19 protein-coding genes are annotated in these 20,531 nt (G+C 34.0%); 1 reads left to right on the plus strand and 18 read right to left on the minus strand.

Annotation, left to right across the window (positions count from 1 at the left end; genetic code table 11):
* Positions 1 to 80: 80 nt before the first annotated feature.
* The 16 genes from C0430_RS10725 to C0430_RS10800 form a co-directional block, all read right to left on the minus strand.
* A complete protein-coding gene (locus C0430_RS10725; RefSeq protein ID WP_290869585.1) occupies positions 81 to 701 on the minus strand; it encodes an acetyltransferase in 621 nt (206 codons plus the stop codon).
* Positions 691 to 1,293, minus strand: coding sequence for a sugar transferase (locus tag C0430_RS10730; RefSeq protein WP_290869588.1), 603 nt, complete (start codon positions 1,291 to 1,293; stop codon positions 691 to 693). The genes C0430_RS10725 and C0430_RS10730 overlap by 11 nt, the downstream gene beginning before the upstream one ends.
* Positions 1,286 to 2,449 carry a glycosyltransferase family 4 protein gene (locus C0430_RS10735; protein WP_290869591.1) on the minus strand — a complete coding sequence of 388 codons (1,164 nt, stop codon included), beginning with the start codon at positions 2,447 to 2,449 and terminating at the stop codon, positions 1,286 to 1,288. Before C0430_RS10735 ends, C0430_RS10730 begins: the two co-directional genes overlap by 8 nt.
* Positions 2,449 to 2,715, minus strand: a complete 267-nt coding sequence (locus tag C0430_RS10740) for a hypothetical protein (RefSeq protein ID WP_290869595.1) — start codon at positions 2,713 to 2,715, stop codon at positions 2,449 to 2,451. Before C0430_RS10740 ends, C0430_RS10735 begins: the two co-directional genes overlap by 1 nt.
* Positions 2,716 to 2,885: 170 nt before the next feature.
* On the minus strand, positions 2,886 to 3,821 hold the full coding sequence (locus tag C0430_RS10745; RefSeq protein WP_290869598.1) for a hypothetical protein: 936 nt from the start codon (positions 3,819 to 3,821) through the stop codon (positions 2,886 to 2,888).
* An 86-nt stretch (positions 3,822 to 3,907) separates the two neighbouring features.
* Positions 3,908 to 5,215, minus strand: a complete 1,308-nt coding sequence (locus C0430_RS10750) for a hypothetical protein (protein ID WP_290869601.1) — start codon at positions 5,213 to 5,215, stop codon at positions 3,908 to 3,910.
* 19 nt (positions 5,216 to 5,234) lie between these two features.
* A complete protein-coding gene (locus C0430_RS10755; RefSeq protein WP_290869604.1) occupies positions 5,235 to 6,437 on the minus strand; it encodes a glycosyltransferase in 1,203 nt (400 codons plus the stop codon).
* Positions 6,438 to 6,483: 46 nt separating this feature from the next.
* Entirely contained in the window at positions 6,484 to 7,590 is a 1,107-nt protein-coding gene (locus tag C0430_RS10760) for an EpsG family protein (RefSeq protein WP_290869607.1), read from the minus strand.
* A gap of 299 nt (positions 7,591 to 7,889) precedes the next feature.
* Positions 7,890 to 9,407 carry an oligosaccharide flippase family protein gene (locus C0430_RS10765; RefSeq protein ID WP_290869609.1) on the minus strand — a complete coding sequence of 506 codons (1,518 nt, stop codon included), beginning with the start codon at positions 9,405 to 9,407 and terminating at the stop codon, positions 7,890 to 7,892.
* Positions 9,408 to 10,619, minus strand: a complete 1,212-nt coding sequence (locus C0430_RS10770; protein ID WP_290869613.1) for a glycosyltransferase — start codon at positions 10,617 to 10,619, stop codon at positions 9,408 to 9,410.
* A 12-nt stretch (positions 10,620 to 10,631) separates the two neighbouring features.
* A complete protein-coding gene (locus C0430_RS10775; protein WP_290869616.1) occupies positions 10,632 to 11,495 on the minus strand; it encodes an SDR family oxidoreductase in 864 nt (287 codons plus the stop codon).
* 8 nt (positions 11,496 to 11,503) lie between these two features.
* Positions 11,504 to 12,634, minus strand: coding sequence for a UDP-N-acetylglucosamine 2-epimerase (non-hydrolyzing) (gene wecB / locus C0430_RS10780; RefSeq protein ID WP_366559337.1), 1,131 nt, complete (start codon positions 12,632 to 12,634; stop codon positions 11,504 to 11,506).
* Positions 12,625 to 13,035 (minus strand): WxcM-like domain-containing protein, encoded by a 411-nt coding sequence (locus tag C0430_RS10785; RefSeq protein ID WP_290869619.1) that lies wholly within the window; start codon positions 13,033 to 13,035, stop codon positions 12,625 to 12,627. Before C0430_RS10785 ends, wecB begins: the two co-directional genes overlap by 10 nt.
* Positions 13,036 to 13,039: 4 nt before the next feature.
* Entirely contained in the window at positions 13,040 to 14,035 is a 996-nt protein-coding gene (locus C0430_RS10790) for a polysaccharide biosynthesis protein (protein ID WP_290869622.1), read from the minus strand.
* 1,682 nt (positions 14,036 to 15,717) lie between these two features.
* The gene (locus tag C0430_RS10795; RefSeq protein ID WP_290869625.1) at positions 15,718 to 16,467 is read right to left on the minus strand and encodes a hypothetical protein; all 750 of its coding nucleotides are present in this window, start codon (positions 16,465 to 16,467) and stop codon (positions 15,718 to 15,720) included.
* Positions 16,468 to 16,980: 513 nt separating this feature from the next.
* Positions 16,981 to 17,346, minus strand: a complete 366-nt coding sequence (locus tag C0430_RS10800) for a CoA-binding protein (RefSeq protein WP_290869628.1) — start codon at positions 17,344 to 17,346, stop codon at positions 16,981 to 16,983.
* Positions 17,347 to 17,495: 149 nt separating this feature from the next.
* On the opposite strand from C0430_RS10800, the gene C0430_RS10805 reads away from it, so the two are divergent.
* Positions 17,496 to 18,125, plus strand: coding sequence for a MarC family NAAT transporter (locus C0430_RS10805; protein ID WP_290869630.1), 630 nt, complete (start codon positions 17,496 to 17,498; stop codon positions 18,123 to 18,125).
* A gap of 54 nt (positions 18,126 to 18,179) precedes the next feature.
* On the opposite strand, the gene ctlX is transcribed toward C0430_RS10805, so the two are convergent.
* Complete coding sequence (gene ctlX, locus C0430_RS10810; RefSeq protein WP_290869667.1) at positions 18,180 to 19,115, minus strand: citrulline utilization hydrolase CtlX; 936 nt, start codon at positions 19,113 to 19,115, stop codon at positions 18,180 to 18,182.
* Positions 19,116 to 19,438: 323 nt separating this feature from the next.
* Entirely contained in the window at positions 19,439 to 20,359 is a 921-nt protein-coding gene (locus C0430_RS10815; protein WP_290869634.1) for a phytanoyl-CoA dioxygenase family protein, read from the minus strand.
* Positions 20,360 to 20,531: the final 172 nt, after the last annotated feature.

The raw sequence follows: 20,531 nt of genomic DNA on the forward strand, positions 1-20,531 counted from the left end.
TATCCACTACTTCTTTTTTTCGACTCCCGCGGAAAGTTCTTTTTTACCAAAAACTCATAACCGACAGCCATAACCCGCATTTACAAATATAGTTCTTTATCCAGATACTTAATTATTCGCCCCGGATTTCCCACGACTACCGCATAATCAGGAACATCCTTGATGATGACGGCCCCAGCACCAATAACACACCACTTCCCTATCTTTACTCCTTGAGCAACAACGGCGCCAATTCCTACTTGAGTACCCTCGCCAACTCTCACATTACCCGCCAAAGCAGTTTTGGGGGAAATATGGACAAAATTGCCAATATTGCAATCATGTTCTATTAAAGCACCAGTGTTAATAATACAATGTGAACCTATTTTAGAGTCCGAATTGATAATGGCTCCTGCCATTACCACGGACCCTTTTCCAATTGTGGCAATAGGCGAAATAGTCGTTTTTGGGTGGATTAATTTAAAATAGGTTGCACTATTTTTTTGGCTGATTTTTTTTCTAATTAAATTATCTCCAATAGCAATAATCAAGTTGTCTTGTTTTGTGAATTCCTTTGAAAGTACCACAGGAATACCAACCAAGTCAACTATTGCGGGGTCATCATCCACTATTAGTTCGATTAGAATTCCCTGCAAATTTAAAATATCAATCAAGACCTTGCAATGACCACTTGCTCCATATAAAGTTACATTAGTTCCCATTAAATCTTTCAATTGTTGCTGCACCGACAGCGTTAATCCCTTCTGTTTTCATTACTTTCTTCAAGGTTAAAAACACTATTTTACAATCCAACACAAAACTCAAATGCTCCACATACCAAATATCATATTCAAATTTCTGTTTCCACGAAATGGCGTTACGACCGTTAATCTGTGCCCAACCCGTAATACCCGGACGTAACTCGTGGCGGCGTTTTTGGGTTTCATTGTACAAAGGCAAATATTCCGGCAACAGAGGTCTTGGCCCTATCAAACTCATGTCCCCTTTGAGCACATTCCATAATTGCGGTATTTCATCCAAGGAAGTTTTGCGCACGAAGCTTCCCATTTTAGTCAACCGTTCTCCATCAGGAAGCAAATTTCCTGCCTCGTTTTTCTTGTCGTTCATGGTCTTGAACTTGATGATTTTGAAAATTTCACCATTCAATCCGGGACGTAATTGAAAGAAAAAAGGCTTGCCTTCATTGGCAAAATAAAGAGCTATGGTAACTATAACCAATAGAGGGCTCAACACTACCAACCCAAATAGGGCTAGCATAAAATCAAATGTTCTTTTAAAAAAATGTTTATACATCGCGCTCCAATTTTTTATATTCCGCTAAAATGGCTTCCCAAACCACTTGTTGTTCGTAACGGAAAACAATCATTGGACGCGCATTTTGTTGCAGTTGGGTTCTAAAAGCGTTATCCTCCATCATTTTATGCATGGCTCCATAAAGCGCATCGGTATTTTTAACGGGAATGATGGTGCCGTTTTCACCCTCCACAATAATCTCGTTGCAGCCATTGATATTGGTCACGATGCTGGGCAATCCCATGGCTCCCGCCTGCATCACCACGTTGGGAAAACCTTCGCGGTAACTAGGGAAAACCAGGCAATCACTGATGACCAAATAGGGACGAACGTCTTTCTGGAAGCCTACTGAAATGATGTTTTTATTCGTATTCATTATTCGCAGTGTTTCTGGGTGCAAGGGGTCAAGACTGGATTCAAAAGGGCCTACAAGCAATAATTTTGGCGTTATAGGTTGTAGGTTATAGGTTTTAAATGATTCAAAAGCGGTGACCAATTCATTGATTCCTTTATCTCCCACCAAACGTCCCACGAAAACAAAAACAAAATCCTCGGGCTGTATTCCTAAACTGTTTTTTAAGTCTATGTTTTGTTGCACTGAAAAGTTTTCGGGATTAAAACAAGCGGTGTTGATACCGTTGGAACTCCCATTGCCTAACACTTTTAGTTTATTTGTTTTGCAGAATTGTTCCTGGATGATGATTTCTTTTAAACCATGTGAATTAGGATAAATATGAGTGGCACAAGTATAGGTTACTTTTTCAACGACAATTAGTAATTTTCTTTTAAGCCCTCTTGCTTCCAACAAGGGTAATCCCGCAATAGTGTGCAGTCTGTGAGGTACACCGGCCAATTTAGCTGCCATCATGCCAACAGTACCCGCTTTTGGAGTATGGCTATGAACAATAAACGGCTTTTCTTTTTTGAAATAGTTGTACAATTGCCACACTGCTTTTAAGTCTTGCCAGGGTGTAATTTTCCGTGTCATTTCAACGTGAAATACCGGAACTTCCTGCAATTCTCCCACTCGCTCTAAATAGGGTTTATCAGAGGAAATAGCCGTCACTTCATAATGCAATTTCATAAAAAGCAATTGGTTTTCCAAAAGTTTTTCTAAAGAAATTGGGACGGTAGTGATGCGAATGAGTTTTCTCATCAATTTATCAAATGTTTGACATTATTTTTTACCATACGATACTTGCCGCTAGTTTCATTTTGAATATCTTCAACATATTCAATATTTATAATAGTTTCATTCCCTACTCTATCCTTCCAATTTTTAATAAAAACATTTTCAATACTTGAATTGAATATATCTGTATCAACAATTATTTTTATATGTATCGTATCTAAAGTATCTTGTATGGTCTGAAACTTTATTATCCCTTTTGTATCTTTTAAAGTATTAGAAACATTTCCCAAATTAATTTTACCATTTTGAGGGGAATATATATAATCATCTATTCGGCCTAAAATTTCTTTTACTAAAGGATTATTATTGCCACAATCGCAAACTTCATTCGATAATTCAATCGAGTCACCAATATCATATCGAATTAAAGGCGTACCCTCAGTAGTAAAAGAGGTAATTACTAATTACCTGATTTAGCAGGTTGATTGTACTCATCCAACACTTCAAATACACCACTTTGGAGCTCTAAATGAAGATTGTTTTTAGTACATTCAAAAATAAATGGAGCCCCTTCAGACGAAGCGTATTGATTATACATTTTAGCTTTAAAAAAACTTTCTATAGGCTGTCTCATGTCGGCAGTAATAGTTTCGGCAGTGGGAAAAATAGCCTTCATAGTTCCAGCGGGGAAATCATATCCATTTTTTATGCCATACTTTGCAATTTCTAATATGGAAGATGGGAAACCAACAATATATTCCGGCTTAAATTGAATTAAATTTTCTACGTAATATTTCAAATAATCTTCTTTTATATGGAATGTAGAATAATAACGTACTTTATACCAATTATCCGTTTTCCAAAAACGATTCTTATGAATATCTTTCTCTGTCAATAGATTCTTCCCAGAAAACCAAGCTGTTTTTTTTCCTAATTGATACCCAAATCTACCTCGAAAATCATCTAACATAGCAAATCTTTCTTGCAAATTATCATGAGTAAACAATACTTCCAAAGATTTACCTGTGGTACCACCTGTTTTGGAAACTATTCCATTATTTTTATTAATCGTATGTACTTTATTAATGTCCTTCCGAAACATTTCTTTATTGACAATTGGTAATTGATTAATGTTTTTTAAATCTTCAACCTTTTCAATGTTGCTATATAGATTTTTATAAAATAAAGATTGTTCAATCGCTTTTGAAATCAGATTTGAGTATTTTTCATTTTGAGTATTTACCAAATTAACTTTTGAGAGAGTTCTATTTTGTTTAAATAATTTTATATACTTTTTATAATTACCTCCGTAACGCTGTTTATAAGCTAAAATATTAAATAAACTAATTAGTATATTTTGAAAAAAATGAGGTAATTGTTGATAAATTTTATCCATATTTTCTAAAAAAGAGTTAAACAAATATTCAAAAAAGTTAATCTTTTATGAACTCGATATAATTTAAATTTGTCAATGCTAAATCTTTAATGAATTTCTTTCTGATTTAATGCTATTATATCTTTATAAAGGTTTTTTCTAATTGAACCCAAATTAAACAAATCTTTAGAAACGGCAAACATATTAATCCTATAATCGTTAATTATTTCACTATCTAAAGTGATTTTTTGTAGCTGAGAGACTATATCAACATAACTGTTTGCGACAATTGCACATTCTGATTTTTTAAGAAAATTAATTGACGCTAATTCACTAGGACCAACCCCCATAACACAATTACCACTTTGAATGCAATCGGTAATTTTTGTTGAAAATGAATACTTTGTCTTTTGAATATTCTTTTTATCAAAAGCCTCAACGTGCATAACAATATCCGCATCCTCCATTATTTTTTTTATTTCATTAAAGGAAACAGCATTCATAACAGTTGAATTTTTTGTATTGAGATTAATATCCATTTCTTTTGACAATGGTGTTCCCGTATAAATCGATAGTTCAAACTCAATTTGATTTGTAGAAATTTCAATAATGGCTTTTGAAATTAAGGACAAGGTTTGCCATCTGCCATAAAGTAAATTTCCTGCATAAACAATTTTCAATGGTTTGCTATACGATTTCCTAACCGGAGGCAATACAGATATCCCTTTGTATAGCACTTTGAATTCCTTGCCAAAAATATCTGAATAATAATCACATAATTCTGGAGTAGCTGCATAATTAATACTTGAAATCGAAACAGTTTTTCTTATCCAATACCTTAAAATACTTTGATATAAAAGATTTAAAGGCCAATAATTTTTATAACTATAATTTTCATCTCCAAAAAACACGACAACTTTAGCATTAGTAAATCTATAGCAATAATTTAAAATTCTATGTCCGTAAATCATACTAGAGTTATGAACATGAATGGCCTCGGGTGCATTTTTATTAAGAAATTCATCAAGTTTACTTCTCCTTCTAAATCCTACTTTCCAAAATAGCTCTCTCAAAAGCAAAATAATTACAGGTCTTGTTCTTATAAAAAAAAATTTAATTTTTGATTGTTTCGCAACTATAGTTTCCTTTTTTCCAATCTCTTTATTAAGTTGAATTTCAACCCCTATTTTCTTTTTAAAAAAAAAAGACTTTACAATCTGTTTTTCATCGATTTTGAAATAGGTATTGCAACAATCGTTATCTATTTCTTCATTTCTTAAATATAGATTTGATAATTTTGACTTATCCCAGCCGCCGAGATGATTAGAAATTGTATTTCCTGATGCTATTTTATCCGACCAAGCATTTACCGTGATCACTAATAATTTGGGGAAATTTTGAGCATTCATTTTCATATATTATAATTCAAACAAATTATTTATATTTTTTTTCATAAATTCTTTTATAGCCTTCAATCATATTTAATATTGAATATTTATTATCAACCTTTTGAACTACATCATTACAATCAATGTCTTTAGCCAACCAATTTCTAACAGCTTGTTCCAAAGCGTCTATATTACCGTTAGTTACAAATTCACTATACGCTGCTATTGCGATTTGCTCCGGAGCACCGGCTTTAAAACCAACTACTGGTGTGCCACAAGAAAGTGATTCGGCACAAACCATTGAAAAAGTTTCTAATTTACTTGTCAATAAAGTAATATTTGCCAAAGAATAAAATTCAGCTAATTCTTCTTGCGAAGTAGTATGACTAATAGGTATAACATTTGAAGGTAATTTTTCTTTAAAACCATCATACCCCACTATAACAACTATTACATTTTCTTTTTGCAATCTTTTGGCTAGTTCAACTACATATTCTCCGCCTTTAACAATGCTTTTAAAAGATGGGGTTACGTGTAATATTACTTTTTGATTTTTTAGCCCAAGGCTTTCCCTTAAAGTAGCTGCATTAACGGGTTTATATATTGCCGTATCTACACCATTACCAACAACATAAAAATTACGATTCTTAAACATTGGTGATTGCTTTGCTCTGTTTTGCAACCAAGCCGAAACACTTACTATTGTTAACGAACTAAATTTAGCAAAAGCTTTTTCTTTTTTTTGCCATTCCATTGCTGTCCTGTCAAAAAATAAAGATTTGTATTTTTTAAAAACTTGTGGACATTTACCGCAGCCTGTTTTCCATCTTTCACAATCGAAAGCATGTTCACAAATACCTGTATAGGCAATTTCAGCATGAAGTGTAATCATAGTCTTATAATTATTTTTGGCTAAAAACGAAAGTAATCTGTAATTATTAACATAGTTTCCATTCATAAGATGTAAATGAACAACTTCAGGAGCAATGCTTTTTATCCTTTTGATTAATTTATACGTAGAGTAAAACGCACCACCATAAAAATCTCCTGAAATTCTTCCGTATAAAGCTTGTAGTTTGCCTTCCCAATCTGGAGAAGTTTTATAAACATTTGATTCTGAAATCGTTTTCCCTCTGCCGTAAATTACGAACGATTCTTGTCCTGACTTTAGTAATTGATTGTGAATCTCGTTAACAATTTTACCCGTACTACCAACTTTATAAACAACATTAATTTGAAGTATTCGCATTAGATTTATATTAATTAAGTGCCTGAAAATAAATGATTTAATAAAACTATAAATCTCTATAAATACTACTCTCTTCCCAAAAAAACTTATAAAAGCTTGGTACATTTAAAATAAAAGAAAGTAAAATTACAATACATATAAAATAGGCAATCCTTTTAAAAAGGATGTTCTTACGATATACAACCTCAATTATTTTTGGTGCAAATACAATTAAAAATATTGAATAATATTGAACTACTCTCATAGCGTTAGAGTTAACCCAAGTTAATGGCACCAATACCAATGCCATCAAAATACCATTATAATAAAGAATATAATTTGGATAAACCTTTGCCATTTTATCAACAACAAAATAAGAGAGTAAAACTACCAAAAGTAATAATGAAGTAAAACCTAGTGTACCACGACCTGCTAAATCTGATAGATATGTTTCATAAACAGTATCAGTAATTAGAATCGCCACGACATATTGTTTAAAACCAAAAATAATTATGAATAAAAACAGTGCTATTAGAAAATTTAATTTTATTTTTTTTAACCCTGAAAAGAAATAAAAAGGCAAGAATACCAATACAGAGATATGTATAAAAGATGCTAGCATTATAGGAATTACAAACCGCAATAATTTCCTTTCTTTAATATACCTAATGCTAAATAAAGCCACTGATGTTGTAATAGTCTGCTTGATCCCCGTTATTGAAAAAAAATAATAAAACAGGGCACTATAAATTAAAAATGATAGAATTAATTCAAACAAATTAAAAGTGTTCCTTAATAAAAAATAATACAAAGACGAAAAAAAAACTATGGCGATAAAAAAAAGATAAACCCTAAAATCATCGGAAAAAAGCTGAAATATCTTCTGAAATAAATCATAACCCTGATTACGATTTTCATAACTATTATCGCTAAAGAATGTAAAATAGCGAAAAATATCAGCCCACGAAGTATATTTTATTGATTGAAATGAATCAAAGTACGTCAATGTGTCATCTCCAACAGACATACCCCTCAAAGCTGATTCTAGAAGAAGTATAATCGACACAATAAACAAATAGGTCTTCCTTATTTTTAGTGAGTTTTCATTTTTTAGAACTGAAAAAAACAATCCTATTATAATTATTGAAAAAGTAGTGAATACATGAAAATCCATTATTTTTTAAATTGAAGTGTTTTTATAATACATTATATATTTGACAATATTAATCAACTACTTTTGCTGGTAAATATTTGACAACATTTTTTTGTGCTTTTTCCAAAATAATTTGTCTTAAAAACATCATCCGAAATTAATCTTGTAAATCCATTATTTATCGATTCTAATTTAGAGGGATTCACTAAAAAAGCTCCTTCGCCTGACACATCATCCATTGGAGAAATATTTGATGTCAAAAACACCTCTGCCTATCATTTGTCCTTATATAATATAATAGGTAATCCCATTCATTGTTATTATTTTTTAAATGGAGATAACACTTTTTTTAAAGGAACAATAATCAGTTGTTTTTCGTACAAATTAAAACCGAAAAACCATAAAGAAAAAACATAAATCACAGTAATACCTACACTTTGTATTCCTAAAAAGAACCAATTGGTGGCTGTGTAAAAAGAAATTAAAAACCCACCGATTATGGCTAAGGAAAATCCAAACCACATTTTATGAAATGTCTGCTTTACAAAACGAATCATATCAAGATTTAAAACTTTATGAAAATAGATACTATTAAAGATTAAATAACCCGCAACATAAGCCAAACAGGTACTAATTGCAGCTCCTATAATACCATATTTTTGAACTAAAACAATAGTTAAAAAAATATTTATAATACAAATACCCAACGAAACAAATGATTTTACTTTATGCTTGCTTTTAGCCCACATAACATATAAGCCTACATCTGCTAATGCAGCAATCATTTGAGGCACTAAAATTAAAATCGCAACAAGATAAGCTTCTGCAAAATCTTCACCTACCCACAAATTAATAAACTGCTTTCCTAAAAAAATAAAGCCTAAAGTGGGCAAAGCCAAAACAATAAATTTTATTCTGCCTATTTTAATCATATGCGCCGTAAGTTCACTGTCATCAGTGCCTAGAGCGACCTGTTTTACAATATCCGGCATTAAGACATCAGAAATCACGATTGAAAAAGCAAAAAACAAAGAGGATAATAAAGTTCCAATTGAATATATTGCTATCGCTGCACTTGAAATATAGATTCCAATAATAAAAGTATCAGCGGCCCAAAAAAAGTGAAAGGCAATGGCGTCTACAAAAACTATTAAAGAATAAGAAAGAATTTTTTTGCTGTATTCTAAATCTAAATTCCTAAAAACCGGTTTGACGTTCAATTCTTTTGCACAATAATACCAAGAATATGCAAAAACCAGAATCATTAAAACCGTATCTACTAACACAATTTCAAATGGTTTAAAATCTAATAAAAGCAATACTGTTATTAAACCAACCCTAACCAATGTTTTAGCTATATTCATTGTTTTGAGAACAGAAAATCTTTCGTATGATTTTAGTATCCCACCAGCTAAATTCACAAATAATGTCAATATTCCGGAGATCACAACCAAAAAGAAAAGATTTTTAAGAAGCATTATTTCTTTTTGGCTAAAAGAGGAATGGAATATCTGAGGAATGTAATAATAGAAAAATAGTCCCGCTATAAAAAGAAGGCCACCCATTAACAAATCGATAAGCGTAACCAAACCGACAAATTTCCCTTCTGAAACTTTATCATTATTTGCTCTATACTCTGAAACATAGCGAACAATTGCATTACTCAATCCTAAATCGGCCAATGCAAAGTAAGAGGTAAATGTTAGTACTAATTTATATACGCCAAATTCACTTGTTCCAAAAACAGTCAGCATTAGTGGCGTAAGAAAAAAAGAAGATATGTTAGTTACGGCCATGGCGATATAGCCCAGAATAACACCTGATTTTTTACTACTCATTTAATATAGCTTTTCAAGATTAATTAACACTTCCTTGAATTTACTTTCTTGCAAGTGATTCGTTAACACTTTTTCAGCAATTCCTATATTTTGTATATTAGAAAACTTTTCAAAATCACCTTTCTTTCTGAATATCTTTCTTACTATTCGTTGAAGTAAATCTAAACCTGGTCCTTTTACTATATGAAAAAATAAATTTAAATATGCCAAAAATTGGCTATCCCATCGCTTTGATATGCTGTTATAATAGTGTGTTTTTAGAATTTTTGAATATTCCGTATGATTTATTAGACAATATGCAGTTAGAGGAGCTATGTTAAAAATCAACTCATTTACTTTGAAATCTTTTATCGCCGCTATTGCAGAATCAGCCCATATAGTTTCAACGCTATATATTTTAGGAACCTGATCATTCCACTGATAATTTGAATGTCCTTTAAAGTGAGGTGCATCCTCCCATTTACCCGTATGCCTGCCCGTTGCAGAATCTGCTGATCCACTTGTTTTACATATACCCGAAATTGTAAATGGGTAATCTATAAAAACATTGTTTTTTGAAACTAATGATAGTGCTACAGCTGAATAAATATCAGGTGATAAACCATTAAAGTATTTCCCTGTTTTAGTTCTAATTTCTTCTAAACATTCTTTTTTCACTATGCCATGATATAGTTTTACCAAATTCAACTTTAAATAATTTTGACAACCATTTAAAAATAACTTTTTGAGTTCTAAAATAGAATCCGCCTTGTAAACCTTAGCATTTACCTTTGCCACAATCATATTTCCATTATCAAGCTTATTTGCATTCTTATAAATTCCTGAATCTGGCCAAACGTATATTGCTTTTAATTTATATTGTACTGAAGAAATTGAATTTTTTTTAGCCCATTCGACTATTTCGACAATCATAGGATTAATACCATCGTCATCTCCAATTGCACATACATATTCACCATCTGCATTTAAAACTGCTTCACTAAAATTATCTACAAAAGAAAGTTGCTCTTTTATATAATTATATTTTAATCTTTTATCTTCTTTAAATACTTCAAGTTTATTCAACAAAATATTTTCGTCACTATTATCTTGGATTATTACTTGAATCCTATCATCCTTTATTGATAGTATTTGTTTAGTTGTTTCAAAGGCATAATCGATTCTATTTCTGGTTGGAACAAGTATTGATAATAAATAAGAATCTTTAGACATAAATAATAAATTTTATAAATAATGGGGATAAATACCGGAATGTTTGAAGATCCAATCTTTTTGACTTTCGAGCATTTTTTGATAATTAGGCACTTGATATTCAAAATCAGTTCGAATGCTCACTAAACTTTTATCTACATAATAATCATCATTAGGTTCAATGTTCATCACATTGTTTCTATAAATTGAATTAAACAACGAGAGTAAACTAAATTTGTCAATCTTAGACGAAGGTGCCACTTGTATCAATCCAACAACATGCTGTTTAATGATTGCGTCTACAACTTTTGCTAATTCCAAAGTGGTCAAACCAGACCAAAAAGCTTTCGTAAAACCTTTTAATTGTGCATCATCTGATTGAGACATAAACCAATGAAATAAGCCAATGCCATTTTGATTTAATTCAGGCCCAATAATAGAGGTACGAATCGTTACATCTTTATCATTTGTCAATTCTCCCAAAGCTTTGGACTGGGCATAGAAACCCGTCCCATTTTTAAAATCATTTTCAGTATAGCCGCCTTCTTTACCCGAGAATACGCAATCAGTGCTGATATGAATTATTTTTGTCTTTGTCCTTTCTGTAATTTCTTCTAAATAGTGAGGGAAATAGCTATTAAACCAAATCGCTTTGGATGGATGGTCTTCTGCATCTTTATTTAAAATTCCTATACAATTTACTACATAATCAAATTGATGCTCCTTAAAAAGCAAACTTAATTGTGTAGTATCTGAAACATCTACATTAAACAATTTATGACTTGATACAATATTTCTGGCTAAACCAAAAACATCATACAATTTATTTTCAGTAAAATAATTGTAAAGCATATGACCTGCCATACCTTTAATGCCAATAACTAATATTTTCTTCATTTGATAAATTATTTATCCCAAATTACTTTATCAATAATCGATGTATAACTCTGAATTGCTTTAATGACACGAGCAGAAGTGTTGTTTACTTCATATTCTTTCGGTAATTCGATATTTGAATCAAATAAGCCTCTAGCAATTTCAATTGCATTTAATATTTGGTCTGTTGTTATCCCGCCTAATACAATGGTACCTGCGTCTATTGCTTCAGGTCTTTCCGTACTTGTCCGTATACTGACAGCAGGGAATCCCATCATCGCCGACTCTTCACTAATTGTTCCACTGTCTGAAAGCACAACGAAGGCATTTTTTTGCAACTGAACGTAATCAAAAAAGCCTAAAGGGGGTACATTTGAAATTAGCGAATGAAATTTGATTTTATTTTTTTCTATTCGATTCTTTGTCCGAGGATGTGTAGAAAAGATAATAGGCATATTATATTTTTCGGCTACTTGATTTAAAGAGTGAGCTAAAATTTCAAAATGATTATCCAAATCAATATTCTCTTCACGATGTGCACTCACCACTATATATTTTTGATTTTTTAAGTCTAATCTAGAAACAACTTTACTGTTTAAAATTTGATCATTATACTTTAACAAGACCTCTTTCAATGGAGACCCTGTAACAAACACATGATCTTTTCGGAAGCCTTCACTCAATAAATAACGTCTGCTGTTCTCTGTATAAGTCAAATTAATATCACTGATATGGTCAGAAATTTTGCGGTTAATTTCTTCAGGCACATTTTGATCAAAACAACGGTTGCCCGCTTCCATATGAAAAATAGGGATTTTCAAACGTTTAGCCGCAATGGTACTCAAAACGCTGTTGGTGTCTCCTAAAACCAATATAGCATCTGGTAGTTCTTTCGACAAAATTTCAAACGATTTTGAAATTACGTTTCCAATGGTTTCTCCCAAATGATTTCCCGCAACATTCAAAAAAAAATTCGGTTTTCTTAAGCCTAAGTCCTCAAAAAAAATTTCATTTAATTCGTAATCGTAATTTTGACCTGTATGGATTAAAATATGATCAAAATAGATATCGCATTTTTTAATACATTCCGCTAAACGTATAATTTCAGGACGAGTTCCTAAAATCGTTGCTACTTTTAATTTATTCATGTTTATTTCCATTGTGTTGGATTAAATTTATAATTATCTTCTATTTCTCCCATCTTGTAATTAGAAAAAACCAGCAATTTGGAGTCGACTTCTAATGCTTGAATAGAAGATGCGCAACCTGCCTCAACAATTAGGGCTTCCAATTTTTTGGAATCAAGTTCGAACGATTCTACTTCTAAACTATTCAAAGGATTTTCAAAATCATCTATTTTTACTAATTTGATTAAAAACTTCCCTTTAACAGCAATAAACCATCTTTTTTCAGTTTGATGTCCTTGCCAAGCTCTTTGTATGGATAAATCAGCATTTTCAATAACATATACTCGTTTTACTTCAGTAAGATCAAGTTCATTATTAAAGGAAAGCATCCCTCTTTCATCTGAAAAAAAATTTCCTGTTATTTTACTATACATCTTTTTAGTTTTTAAACAGATTCAGTTTTTTTAATAGAACTTTTATACCTTCAACATCTTCTCTCTTAGTATTGTGCGAATTATAGTCTTCAACTTCAGGTTGGATATCTTTCCCTTCCGAGAAATATTGTGCATAATTCAAATCACGATTATCAGAAGGGATGCGATAAAAATCGCCCATATCTTCTGCTTTAATCATTTCCTCACGGGTACACAAAGTTTCATATAATTTTTCGCCATGACGTGTCCCGATAATTTTTATCTTGTTATCGGCATTACAAAGTTCCTTTAAAGCTTGGGCCAAATCGCCGATAGTTCCGGCGGGTGCTTTATTGACAAATAAATCTCCTGGATTTCCGTGTTCGAAAGCAAACAAAACTAACTCCACCGCTTCATCCAGCGACATCAAGAAGCGAGTCATGTTTGGATCCGTTATCGTTAGTGTTTCTCCATTTTTTATTTGTTTCAAAAACAATGGAATAACCGAACCTCGAGAGGCCATTACATTTCCGTAACGTGTCAAACAAACTGTGGTGTCGGTCAAATTACGTGATGCTGCCACTGCTACTTTTTCCATCAAAGCTTTTGAAATCCCCATGGCATTAATAGGATAAGCCGCTTTGTCTGTACTCAAACAAATTACTTTGTTGACTTTGTTGACTCCAGCTGCATCAATCACATTTTGTGTGCCAAATACGTTAGTCTTGGTAGCTTCCAACGGAAAAAACTCACAAGAAGGCACTTGCTTCAAGGCTGCCGCATGAAACACATAATCTACCCCGCGCATCGCACGTTCCACACTATTGTAATCGCGAACATCCCCAATATAAAATTTGAGTTTATCGTTCTTTAACTGATTGCGCATATCATCCTGCTTTTTTTCGTCACGAGAAAAAATACGAATTTCTTTGAAATGGTCGGTATATAGAAAACGGTTTAATACTGCATTTCCGAATGAACCAGTGCCTCCTGTAATAAGAAGAATTTTATTTGCGAACATATTACTTTATTTATAAAATATGAATAATTTTTAATTTCTGAATCGGTAAATTAATTAATCAATTGGTTGTTTAATGAGTTAATTGAGGGCAACATTTGTATTTTGGATTAACGGGTTATTTGTTTAACTGGTTATTTGTAAACAATTATTCTTTTCTTAAGCCGTTACTACTCTTTAAATCCACTTCTTCAAACGCATTCAAGTTTTCCAAAAACCAAACACAAGTCATTTGAATCCCTTCCTCCAAATTGCGGAACCCACCATGCCCTTGTGACCTGCTATATAAATTTTTGAATTGAGGTTCATTTCCATGTTTTTTAAGATACTGGTTTCAACGATTAAATTGTTTTGTTTTTCAATTATTGAACCCTTATTTTAACTAGTCAATCATTTTTTTTAACTAGTGAATCATTTTTAACTTATGATGCCTTTTTGGCACAGATGCTGGTGGCTGCCCAAGGCTTCGCCATTCCAACCCACAAAAGGAGTTCGAAATTAGCACAATCAAGGGTGCAAATATACCAACAAAATAGCAATTTTTATCACTTTTTCCAACTGCCATAAAACAACTAATACTTATTCTCCAAACACAAAACCATAAATACAAAGCCGTCAAATCATTACATTTCAAGTTATGGCTACAGGACTATTTTATTTTAATGTTTGTCTTTTGAATCTTGAAAATCCAAAAAACACAATAAAACGCAATACTTGGAATGCCTGGCTATAATTTGGTCTAAAAAACCGAAATCAAACGTAAAACAACATATTTCAAGTAGTTACACAGATATACTAGTTAGGCGTCACTTTTTTGGCAAACCCATCATTTTAGACCACTGTAAACCTACTTCTTTTAAACAAGAATCTTTTACAGTTATCCTTATTTGCGATACTTTTAGAGTTAAAACAACATCGAATCTTCTTTGAATACGGATAACCAATTATTTAAAACTCATTACTATTAACCCGTTGGGTATAATGAATCAAAATGTATTAAAAGTGATGATTTTGATTAAAATTTAAAGTCAATTAGGACACTTATGTCAGTCTGAGCCTGTCGAAGACCTTTAAAAAGATACATTTCGACAAGCTCAATGTGACAATTAGTACAAAATTGACCATAAAAAACAATTACGCCCAACGGGTTACTATTAGTATGTTTTGAGTGGAAAGCATCCAATGGCACACTCTAGGGTCAAAAGAAAAAGTATAAATAAAAATGAAAATATAAATGAAGTAGCACAGAATAAAAGTAATGGCCAAAATTAAATGTCGTGTTTTAATGAAGCCATAAATTTATTTGCCACAGATTTACTTCGTCTGTTCGACCTTTGGTCTCGGGTCACAGATTAGCACAGATTAATTCGTCACCTAGCTTAAAAATCTTTTTAATCCTTCAAATCTGTGGCAAAAACTCTTTTTGATAATTGTTATCGTATTTTGATATTGCGACAATATTATCTTTCTAATTACTTGCCTTAATGGTTCAAGTCAAAAACATCTTTATTTCTTATGTCTTGACCAAATTTTTGATTGGTACTAACAAAATACAGTCCAATATCCCGAATAGCCGCATACCAACAAGCCCCTAACCTATAATAACCCAAAACCGACAACAGATAACTGATAACCGATAACTGATAACCGATAACAGATAACCGACAACCCACAACCGATAACCATTACCCCACCTCCAAAATACTCAACACATTATACGAATTATTTTTCAACGAATATTGCACTCCATTGATCTCCTGAAAAAATTCAATAAGGAAAAAATAAATCGAAATGCCATCGCCTGTGGAAAACTCGCTTGGGATAAACGTGTAGCTCGCCGTGGCGGTGGCAATTCCAAAGTTTTCCGTGTTGCTGAAACAACTATGATAAATCCCTTCTTCAAAATCAATGAGGCTCACCGCAGTACTCAAACTCGCGTGAGTCGCTCCTTCGGGAACGGCCAAATGAAAAGCGGGATTAAAATCCGCCAAGACCACCACGCCGGTAACCGGATCCAAATCGAGCAAGCCTCTAAAAACAGCCTGCATCGGAGAAGCAATATTAAAGTCGAACCCCTTCAAAATCCTTTTCCCGTCAATCCCCTGAATCCCAATGCCAACGCGACGTTGACCCCGAACCGAAACCAAATCCAGGTTCTTGATTCGGCCCATTGTCTGTGCCAACCGGCTGCTAACCCTGGAATCTTTGGCCAAGAGCAGCAAGTTACTGACCGCGTTTCGCACCAACTTGCCCATTTTGGCATTGTGTCCAAACTCGGCGCAGTTTTCCCGAGTCCGCTCAAAGGCAGGATCATTTTTAATCCTGTGTTTTGAAATTCCACCTTTGGCTCTTGCGTACATTCCGTATTTGGTGCGATAAAAAGTAATCCCTTTAACCGTCCCTTGAATCTCGACTATTCCGTCTACTTTTGCCATGTTATTTTGTTTTAAGCGTTATTAATAGCCTAAAACTAGATTGTTTTTATTGACCCCACAACAGCAAGGTTTCGTTAGCATTCGAATGCGCGGAAAAGCGTCAAAAAAATTAAAAATAAATGAAAGTGTAAATGAAATAGTACAACATAGTTGTTTGTTGAAAGCTTCATCCTGCACAGATTCCTTCGCCCATTGACGGTGGCAGCCGGGCAGCCGCTTTTTAAAAAATTCTCGAAAAAATCCAACATTGTTTGAGCATAGCGAGTTTGTTGGATTTCAGAATTAAGAAAATAGCGGATCGGCGATCAGTCTTGGGCTAGCGTTTTTGGTTCTTTTTTGCATTGCCCTAAAAAGAACAAAAGTCATTTGGGATCTAATGTCCATAAAAAATAATTGGGTACCAGAGTAAGGGATAATTAGGGGTTAGCCCAGCTTTACTCCAGATATAAACCAACAAAGCTTCCAACCTTTCAAAGGCTGGAAGTTTTAATCAACTGGAAATTTTAACGGTAATTAATACTGGTTTGTGGTCAACAATACCAAAGTACAGGCCACTTCCACCTTGATGTTGTTCAATTCCAACAATTGGTAAAACTCCGGGTTTTCTGTTCCGGGATTGAAAACCACGCGTTTCGGTTGGGCTTCGACAATGTAATTGTAGTAATCCCGTTGGCGGGCCGGGTTCAAATAAAGGGTAACCGTATCGATGTTCTTGAGCGGAATGGCTTTGGTTTGGATTTTCACGCCGGCCACTTCGCCCGCATTTTGTCCAATGGCCAATACCGAATGCCCTTTTTCGACAAGCATCGTGATGGCTTTGTAGGCGTATCGGTCGGGTTTTGTACTGGCGCCTAGAACCAAGGTCTTTTTATTTTTCATGTGCTATAATTGTATGCTGCAAAAGTAGTCAAAAAGAATCCCGCTTTGGCAATTTTAGGGTTTAGTTCCATTGGCGCAACGCCTCCCCAAACAAAAAGCTGCCGTAAAAATAAAAAAAAGACTATTTTTACGCCTTCAAACAAGACATTATGGATCTTTTCGTCTATTTATTTGCAGCCCTGTTTTCAGTGTTGAATCCTATTGGAACGGTACCTATTTTTGTGGGCCTCACCCATAATGATTCCAAAAAAGAGCGTTCTCGAATTTCGTTATGGACGGCCATCGACGTGTTTATCATTCTTATCGTATCGTTCTTTATTGGACAATATGTGCTGACTTTTTTTGGCATCAGCATTGACGCCCTCCGAATTGCCGGAGGCATCATCATCGTAAGTTCCGGATTTTCCTTGCTTTCAGGCAAATTCAATAAAAAGCGTGGAATCAATAAAAAAATAGAAACCGATGCCCAGAAAAGAAACGATGTCGCCCTGACTCCGTTGGCCATTCCCATGCTGGCTGGCCCCGGTTCCATATCCTTGTTGATTGCGTTTTACCAAGAACACCATTCCACGAGTGAAATAATCATTTCCAGTTTGGCCATTTTTGCCATAGCCATTGCTATTTTTGTCATCCTTCGAAGTGCCCACTATTTGGCCAAAATCCTTGGCGCATCAGGAATTGTGGCCATCTCCAGAATTGTCGGCTTCATCGTGATTGCCATTGGAATTCAATACATCGTAAGTGCCATGATCAATATCATCAAGGGAAATCTACTCTAATTTTGGAATGACATCCCTTGAAAAAACCTAACACTTTTTCAAGGGACGCTTCTTTTATTCGAATGGCAAGAAAATCTCCGCCATCATGCATCGGGCACTTCCACCGCCACAGGCTTCTATGGTGTCCAGACTGGCACTCAGGATGGTCACGTGTTCTTCGAGTTGGGCAATTTGTTTTTTGGTCAAACTTTGATGTGCCGCACTGCTCATCACTAAATACCTTCTGTCGTCCGCTCCACGAACTTCGAGCATGTTTCCGGCAAAATTGTTGACTTGGGCTTCGGTAATCAGGATGATTTCTTTGTCGTCGCCTCTTAAACTGTCCAACACCATTTTTCGTTCTTTTTTGTCATCGATGCAATCCGCACAAATCACGGCAAAGGTATCGCCAACACACATCATCACGTTCGTGTGGTAAATCAATTTTCGTTCCCCGTTTACTGTTTGGAACGCTTCGAAAATCACTGGCGAATATTCAAAATCCTCGCAGAATTCAATGAACAGCTCTTCGTCGGCACGGGGTGACAAAGCGCAATAAGCTTTGCCATTTTCTCTGTCCAAGACTATGCTTCCGGTGCCTTCGAGATAAAATCCGTCTTCTTCGGCCGTAGTGTAATCCATGATTTCGTTGATGACAAAACCGTTGTCTTCGAGAATGTCCAAAACATCTTCGCGACGTTCCCCGCGTCTGTTTTCGGCAAACATGGGATACAGGACCACGTCGCCGGTTTCGTGAAAGGAAATCCAGTTGTTTGGAAAAATGCTGTCCGGCGTGTCCGGTTGTATCGTATCATCGACCACGATGACATTTACGCCAACTGCCCGAAGTTTCGTGACGAAAGCATCAAACTCGTCCTGCGCTTTGGCATTTACGGTTGCCGGCAATAAATTGTCCAACACTTTTTGGTAATAATTGTTCACGGCCGTTTGCTCGTTCATTCGGAACGCCACGGGACGAATCATCAGGATGGAATTAGTGGTTTGGTTCATGTTTTTTTTGTTGTAAGTTGTAGGTTGTATGGAATGCAAAATTACATTTTCCAATTTTCTTCTACCTATTTTATAAAATTAACCCGCTGGGTGTAATTATCAAAAAACGTCAATTCGAGTGTTTTTGCGCAATGAAATGGAGCAAAAAATGCATCGAGAATCGTTTTTGACAATGATTTTTCTTGTTCTGTCATCCTGAACGAAGCTGAAAGACAGTTTAGCATATAACAAAAAACATCATGACTTTATGTATATATGCTCACACAACAATATTACAAAAAAAAAGACTTGAAGCAGAGCTTCGAGGAATTAAATCCAAGAGGTTAAATCCACTCTTCTAATTCCTTGTAATCTTCCGGAAAATAAGTAAGATACTGAACCATTCTTGGAGATGTTCCATAATTGGGCATCGCACAATGGGGTAACGCTTGGTGCCAAATAATAAAATCACCTGCATTTCCAGTTACAGGAATGGGTTTAAGTTTTCCCATGGCGATTTCTCTGGGGTTTACATTAGCTGGTAAATCATTAAGCCAACTATTAATTTTTTGATGGAATCCTGGCACACAATGAAATGCCCCGTCATTTTCCTTACAATCAGTAAGATAAAGAAGTCCTTGCAATCCAAAAGGAATAGGTGTTTTAAGGCTCACGTCCCAGTGAATTGGGCTTCCTAAAAATCGGAAATTTTCCGTTTCAGGAGGATTGAAACTTACTTTATCGATAGTTTTATAAATTTTTGTTGTTTTGTAAAGTTGCTCATATGCTTTTTGAATTTTTAAAGATGCCCTGTTTCTATTTAACGTAACATGATTCGTAAAAGTAAGCATAAGTCCTCTTTGTTCTTTATGTCTATTATACCATGTCTCTTTATCGCTGGAATCCATTTCTAAAAAATCCCAAATAGCTTGTTGAGTTTCTTCACATTCTAATTTTGGAATGGCGTTTCTTATGACTACATAACCATTTTCCTCCCAAAAAGAAAGATCTTCTTCCGAAAGCACATCTTCTACAAGTACGCGACATTCTGTGGATATTTCTTTTTTGTTGTTGTTTACCCAAGCTTTAAAAGAATTAAAATCAGGATTTTCGAAGTGTAAGTAGCGAAGTGTTTCTTCCATACCAATCCCCAATCCATATAGTGTTTCTATTTCTTTATTCCAAGTAGACTCTTCTTGGGGAATTACTTTTTTTTCGGGATGCAATGTACGTTGCCAAAGCTTTTCAAGAATAGTCCACGGCATACTTAGTTTGTATTAAGATTGACTATCAAAAATAGACAAAATTATTTTTAGGACACAACAAAAAACAACAATTTAAACCATTGTGCATAATTATTCAAAGTAAAAATGTTGATTATATTTTAAATAAGCCCAATGGGTTATAGGTCAATATTTTTATATTCACGTTTCTGGG

The organism is Flavobacterium sp., assembly GCF_013823965.1.
Taxonomy (GTDB): domain Bacteria; phylum Bacteroidota; class Bacteroidia; order Flavobacteriales; family Flavobacteriaceae; genus Flavobacterium.

Bases quoted from the DNA above. Each gene is read 5' to 3' on its own strand.
- C0430_RS10750 (WP_290869601.1), bottom strand. From the start codon at position 5,215: ATGAAAATGAATGCTCAAAATTTCCCCAAATTATTAGTGATCACGGTA.
- C0430_RS10800 (WP_290869628.1), bottom strand. From the start codon at position 17,346: ATGAAAAATAAAAAGACCTTGGTTCTAGGCGCCAGTACAAAACCCGAC.
- C0430_RS10725 (WP_290869585.1), bottom strand. From the start codon at position 701: ATGGGAACTAATGTAACTTTATATGGAGCAAGTGGTCATTGCAAGGTC.
- C0430_RS10735 (WP_290869591.1), bottom strand. From the start codon at position 2,449: ATGAGAAAACTCATTCGCATCACTACCGTCCCAATTTCTTTAGAAAAA.
- C0430_RS10755 (WP_290869604.1), bottom strand. From the start codon at position 6,437: ATGCGAATACTTCAAATTAATGTTGTTTATAAAGTTGGTAGTACGGGT.
- C0430_RS10760 (WP_290869607.1), bottom strand. From the start codon at position 7,590: ATGGATTTTCATGTATTCACTACTTTTTCAATAATTATAATAGGATTG.
- C0430_RS10790 (WP_290869622.1), bottom strand. From the start codon at position 14,035: ATGTTCGCAAATAAAATTCTTCTTATTACAGGAGGCACTGGTTCATTC.
- C0430_RS10815 (WP_290869634.1), bottom strand. From the start codon at position 20,359: ATGCCGTGGACTATTCTTGAAAAGCTTTGGCAACGTACATTGCATCCC.
- C0430_RS10745 (WP_290869598.1), bottom strand. From the start codon at position 3,821: ATGGATAAAATTTATCAACAATTACCTCATTTTTTTCAAAATATACTA.
- C0430_RS10805 (WP_290869630.1), top strand. From the start codon at position 17,496: ATGGATCTTTTCGTCTATTTATTTGCAGCCCTGTTTTCAGTGTTGAAT.
- C0430_RS10775 (WP_290869616.1), bottom strand. From the start codon at position 11,495: ATGAAGAAAATATTAGTTATTGGCATTAAAGGTATGGCAGGTCATATG.
- wecB (WP_366559337.1), bottom strand. From the start codon at position 12,634: ATGGAAATAAACATGAATAAATTAAAAGTAGCAACGATTTTAGGAACT.
- C0430_RS10785 (WP_290869619.1), bottom strand. From the start codon at position 13,035: ATGTATAGTAAAATAACAGGAAATTTTTTTTCAGATGAAAGAGGGATG.
- C0430_RS10795 (WP_290869625.1), bottom strand. From the start codon at position 16,467: ATGGCAAAAGTAGACGGAATAGTCGAGATTCAAGGGACGGTTAAAGGG.
- ctlX (WP_290869667.1), bottom strand. From the start codon at position 19,115: ATGAACCAAACCACTAATTCCATCCTGATGATTCGTCCCGTGGCGTTC.
- C0430_RS10765 (WP_290869609.1), bottom strand. From the start codon at position 9,407: ATGAGTAGTAAAAAATCAGGTGTTATTCTGGGCTATATCGCCATGGCC.
- C0430_RS10730 (WP_290869588.1), bottom strand. From the start codon at position 1,293: ATGTATAAACATTTTTTTAAAAGAACATTTGATTTTATGCTAGCCCTA.
- C0430_RS10770 (WP_290869613.1), bottom strand. From the start codon at position 10,619: ATGTCTAAAGATTCTTATTTATTATCAATACTTGTTCCAACCAGAAAT.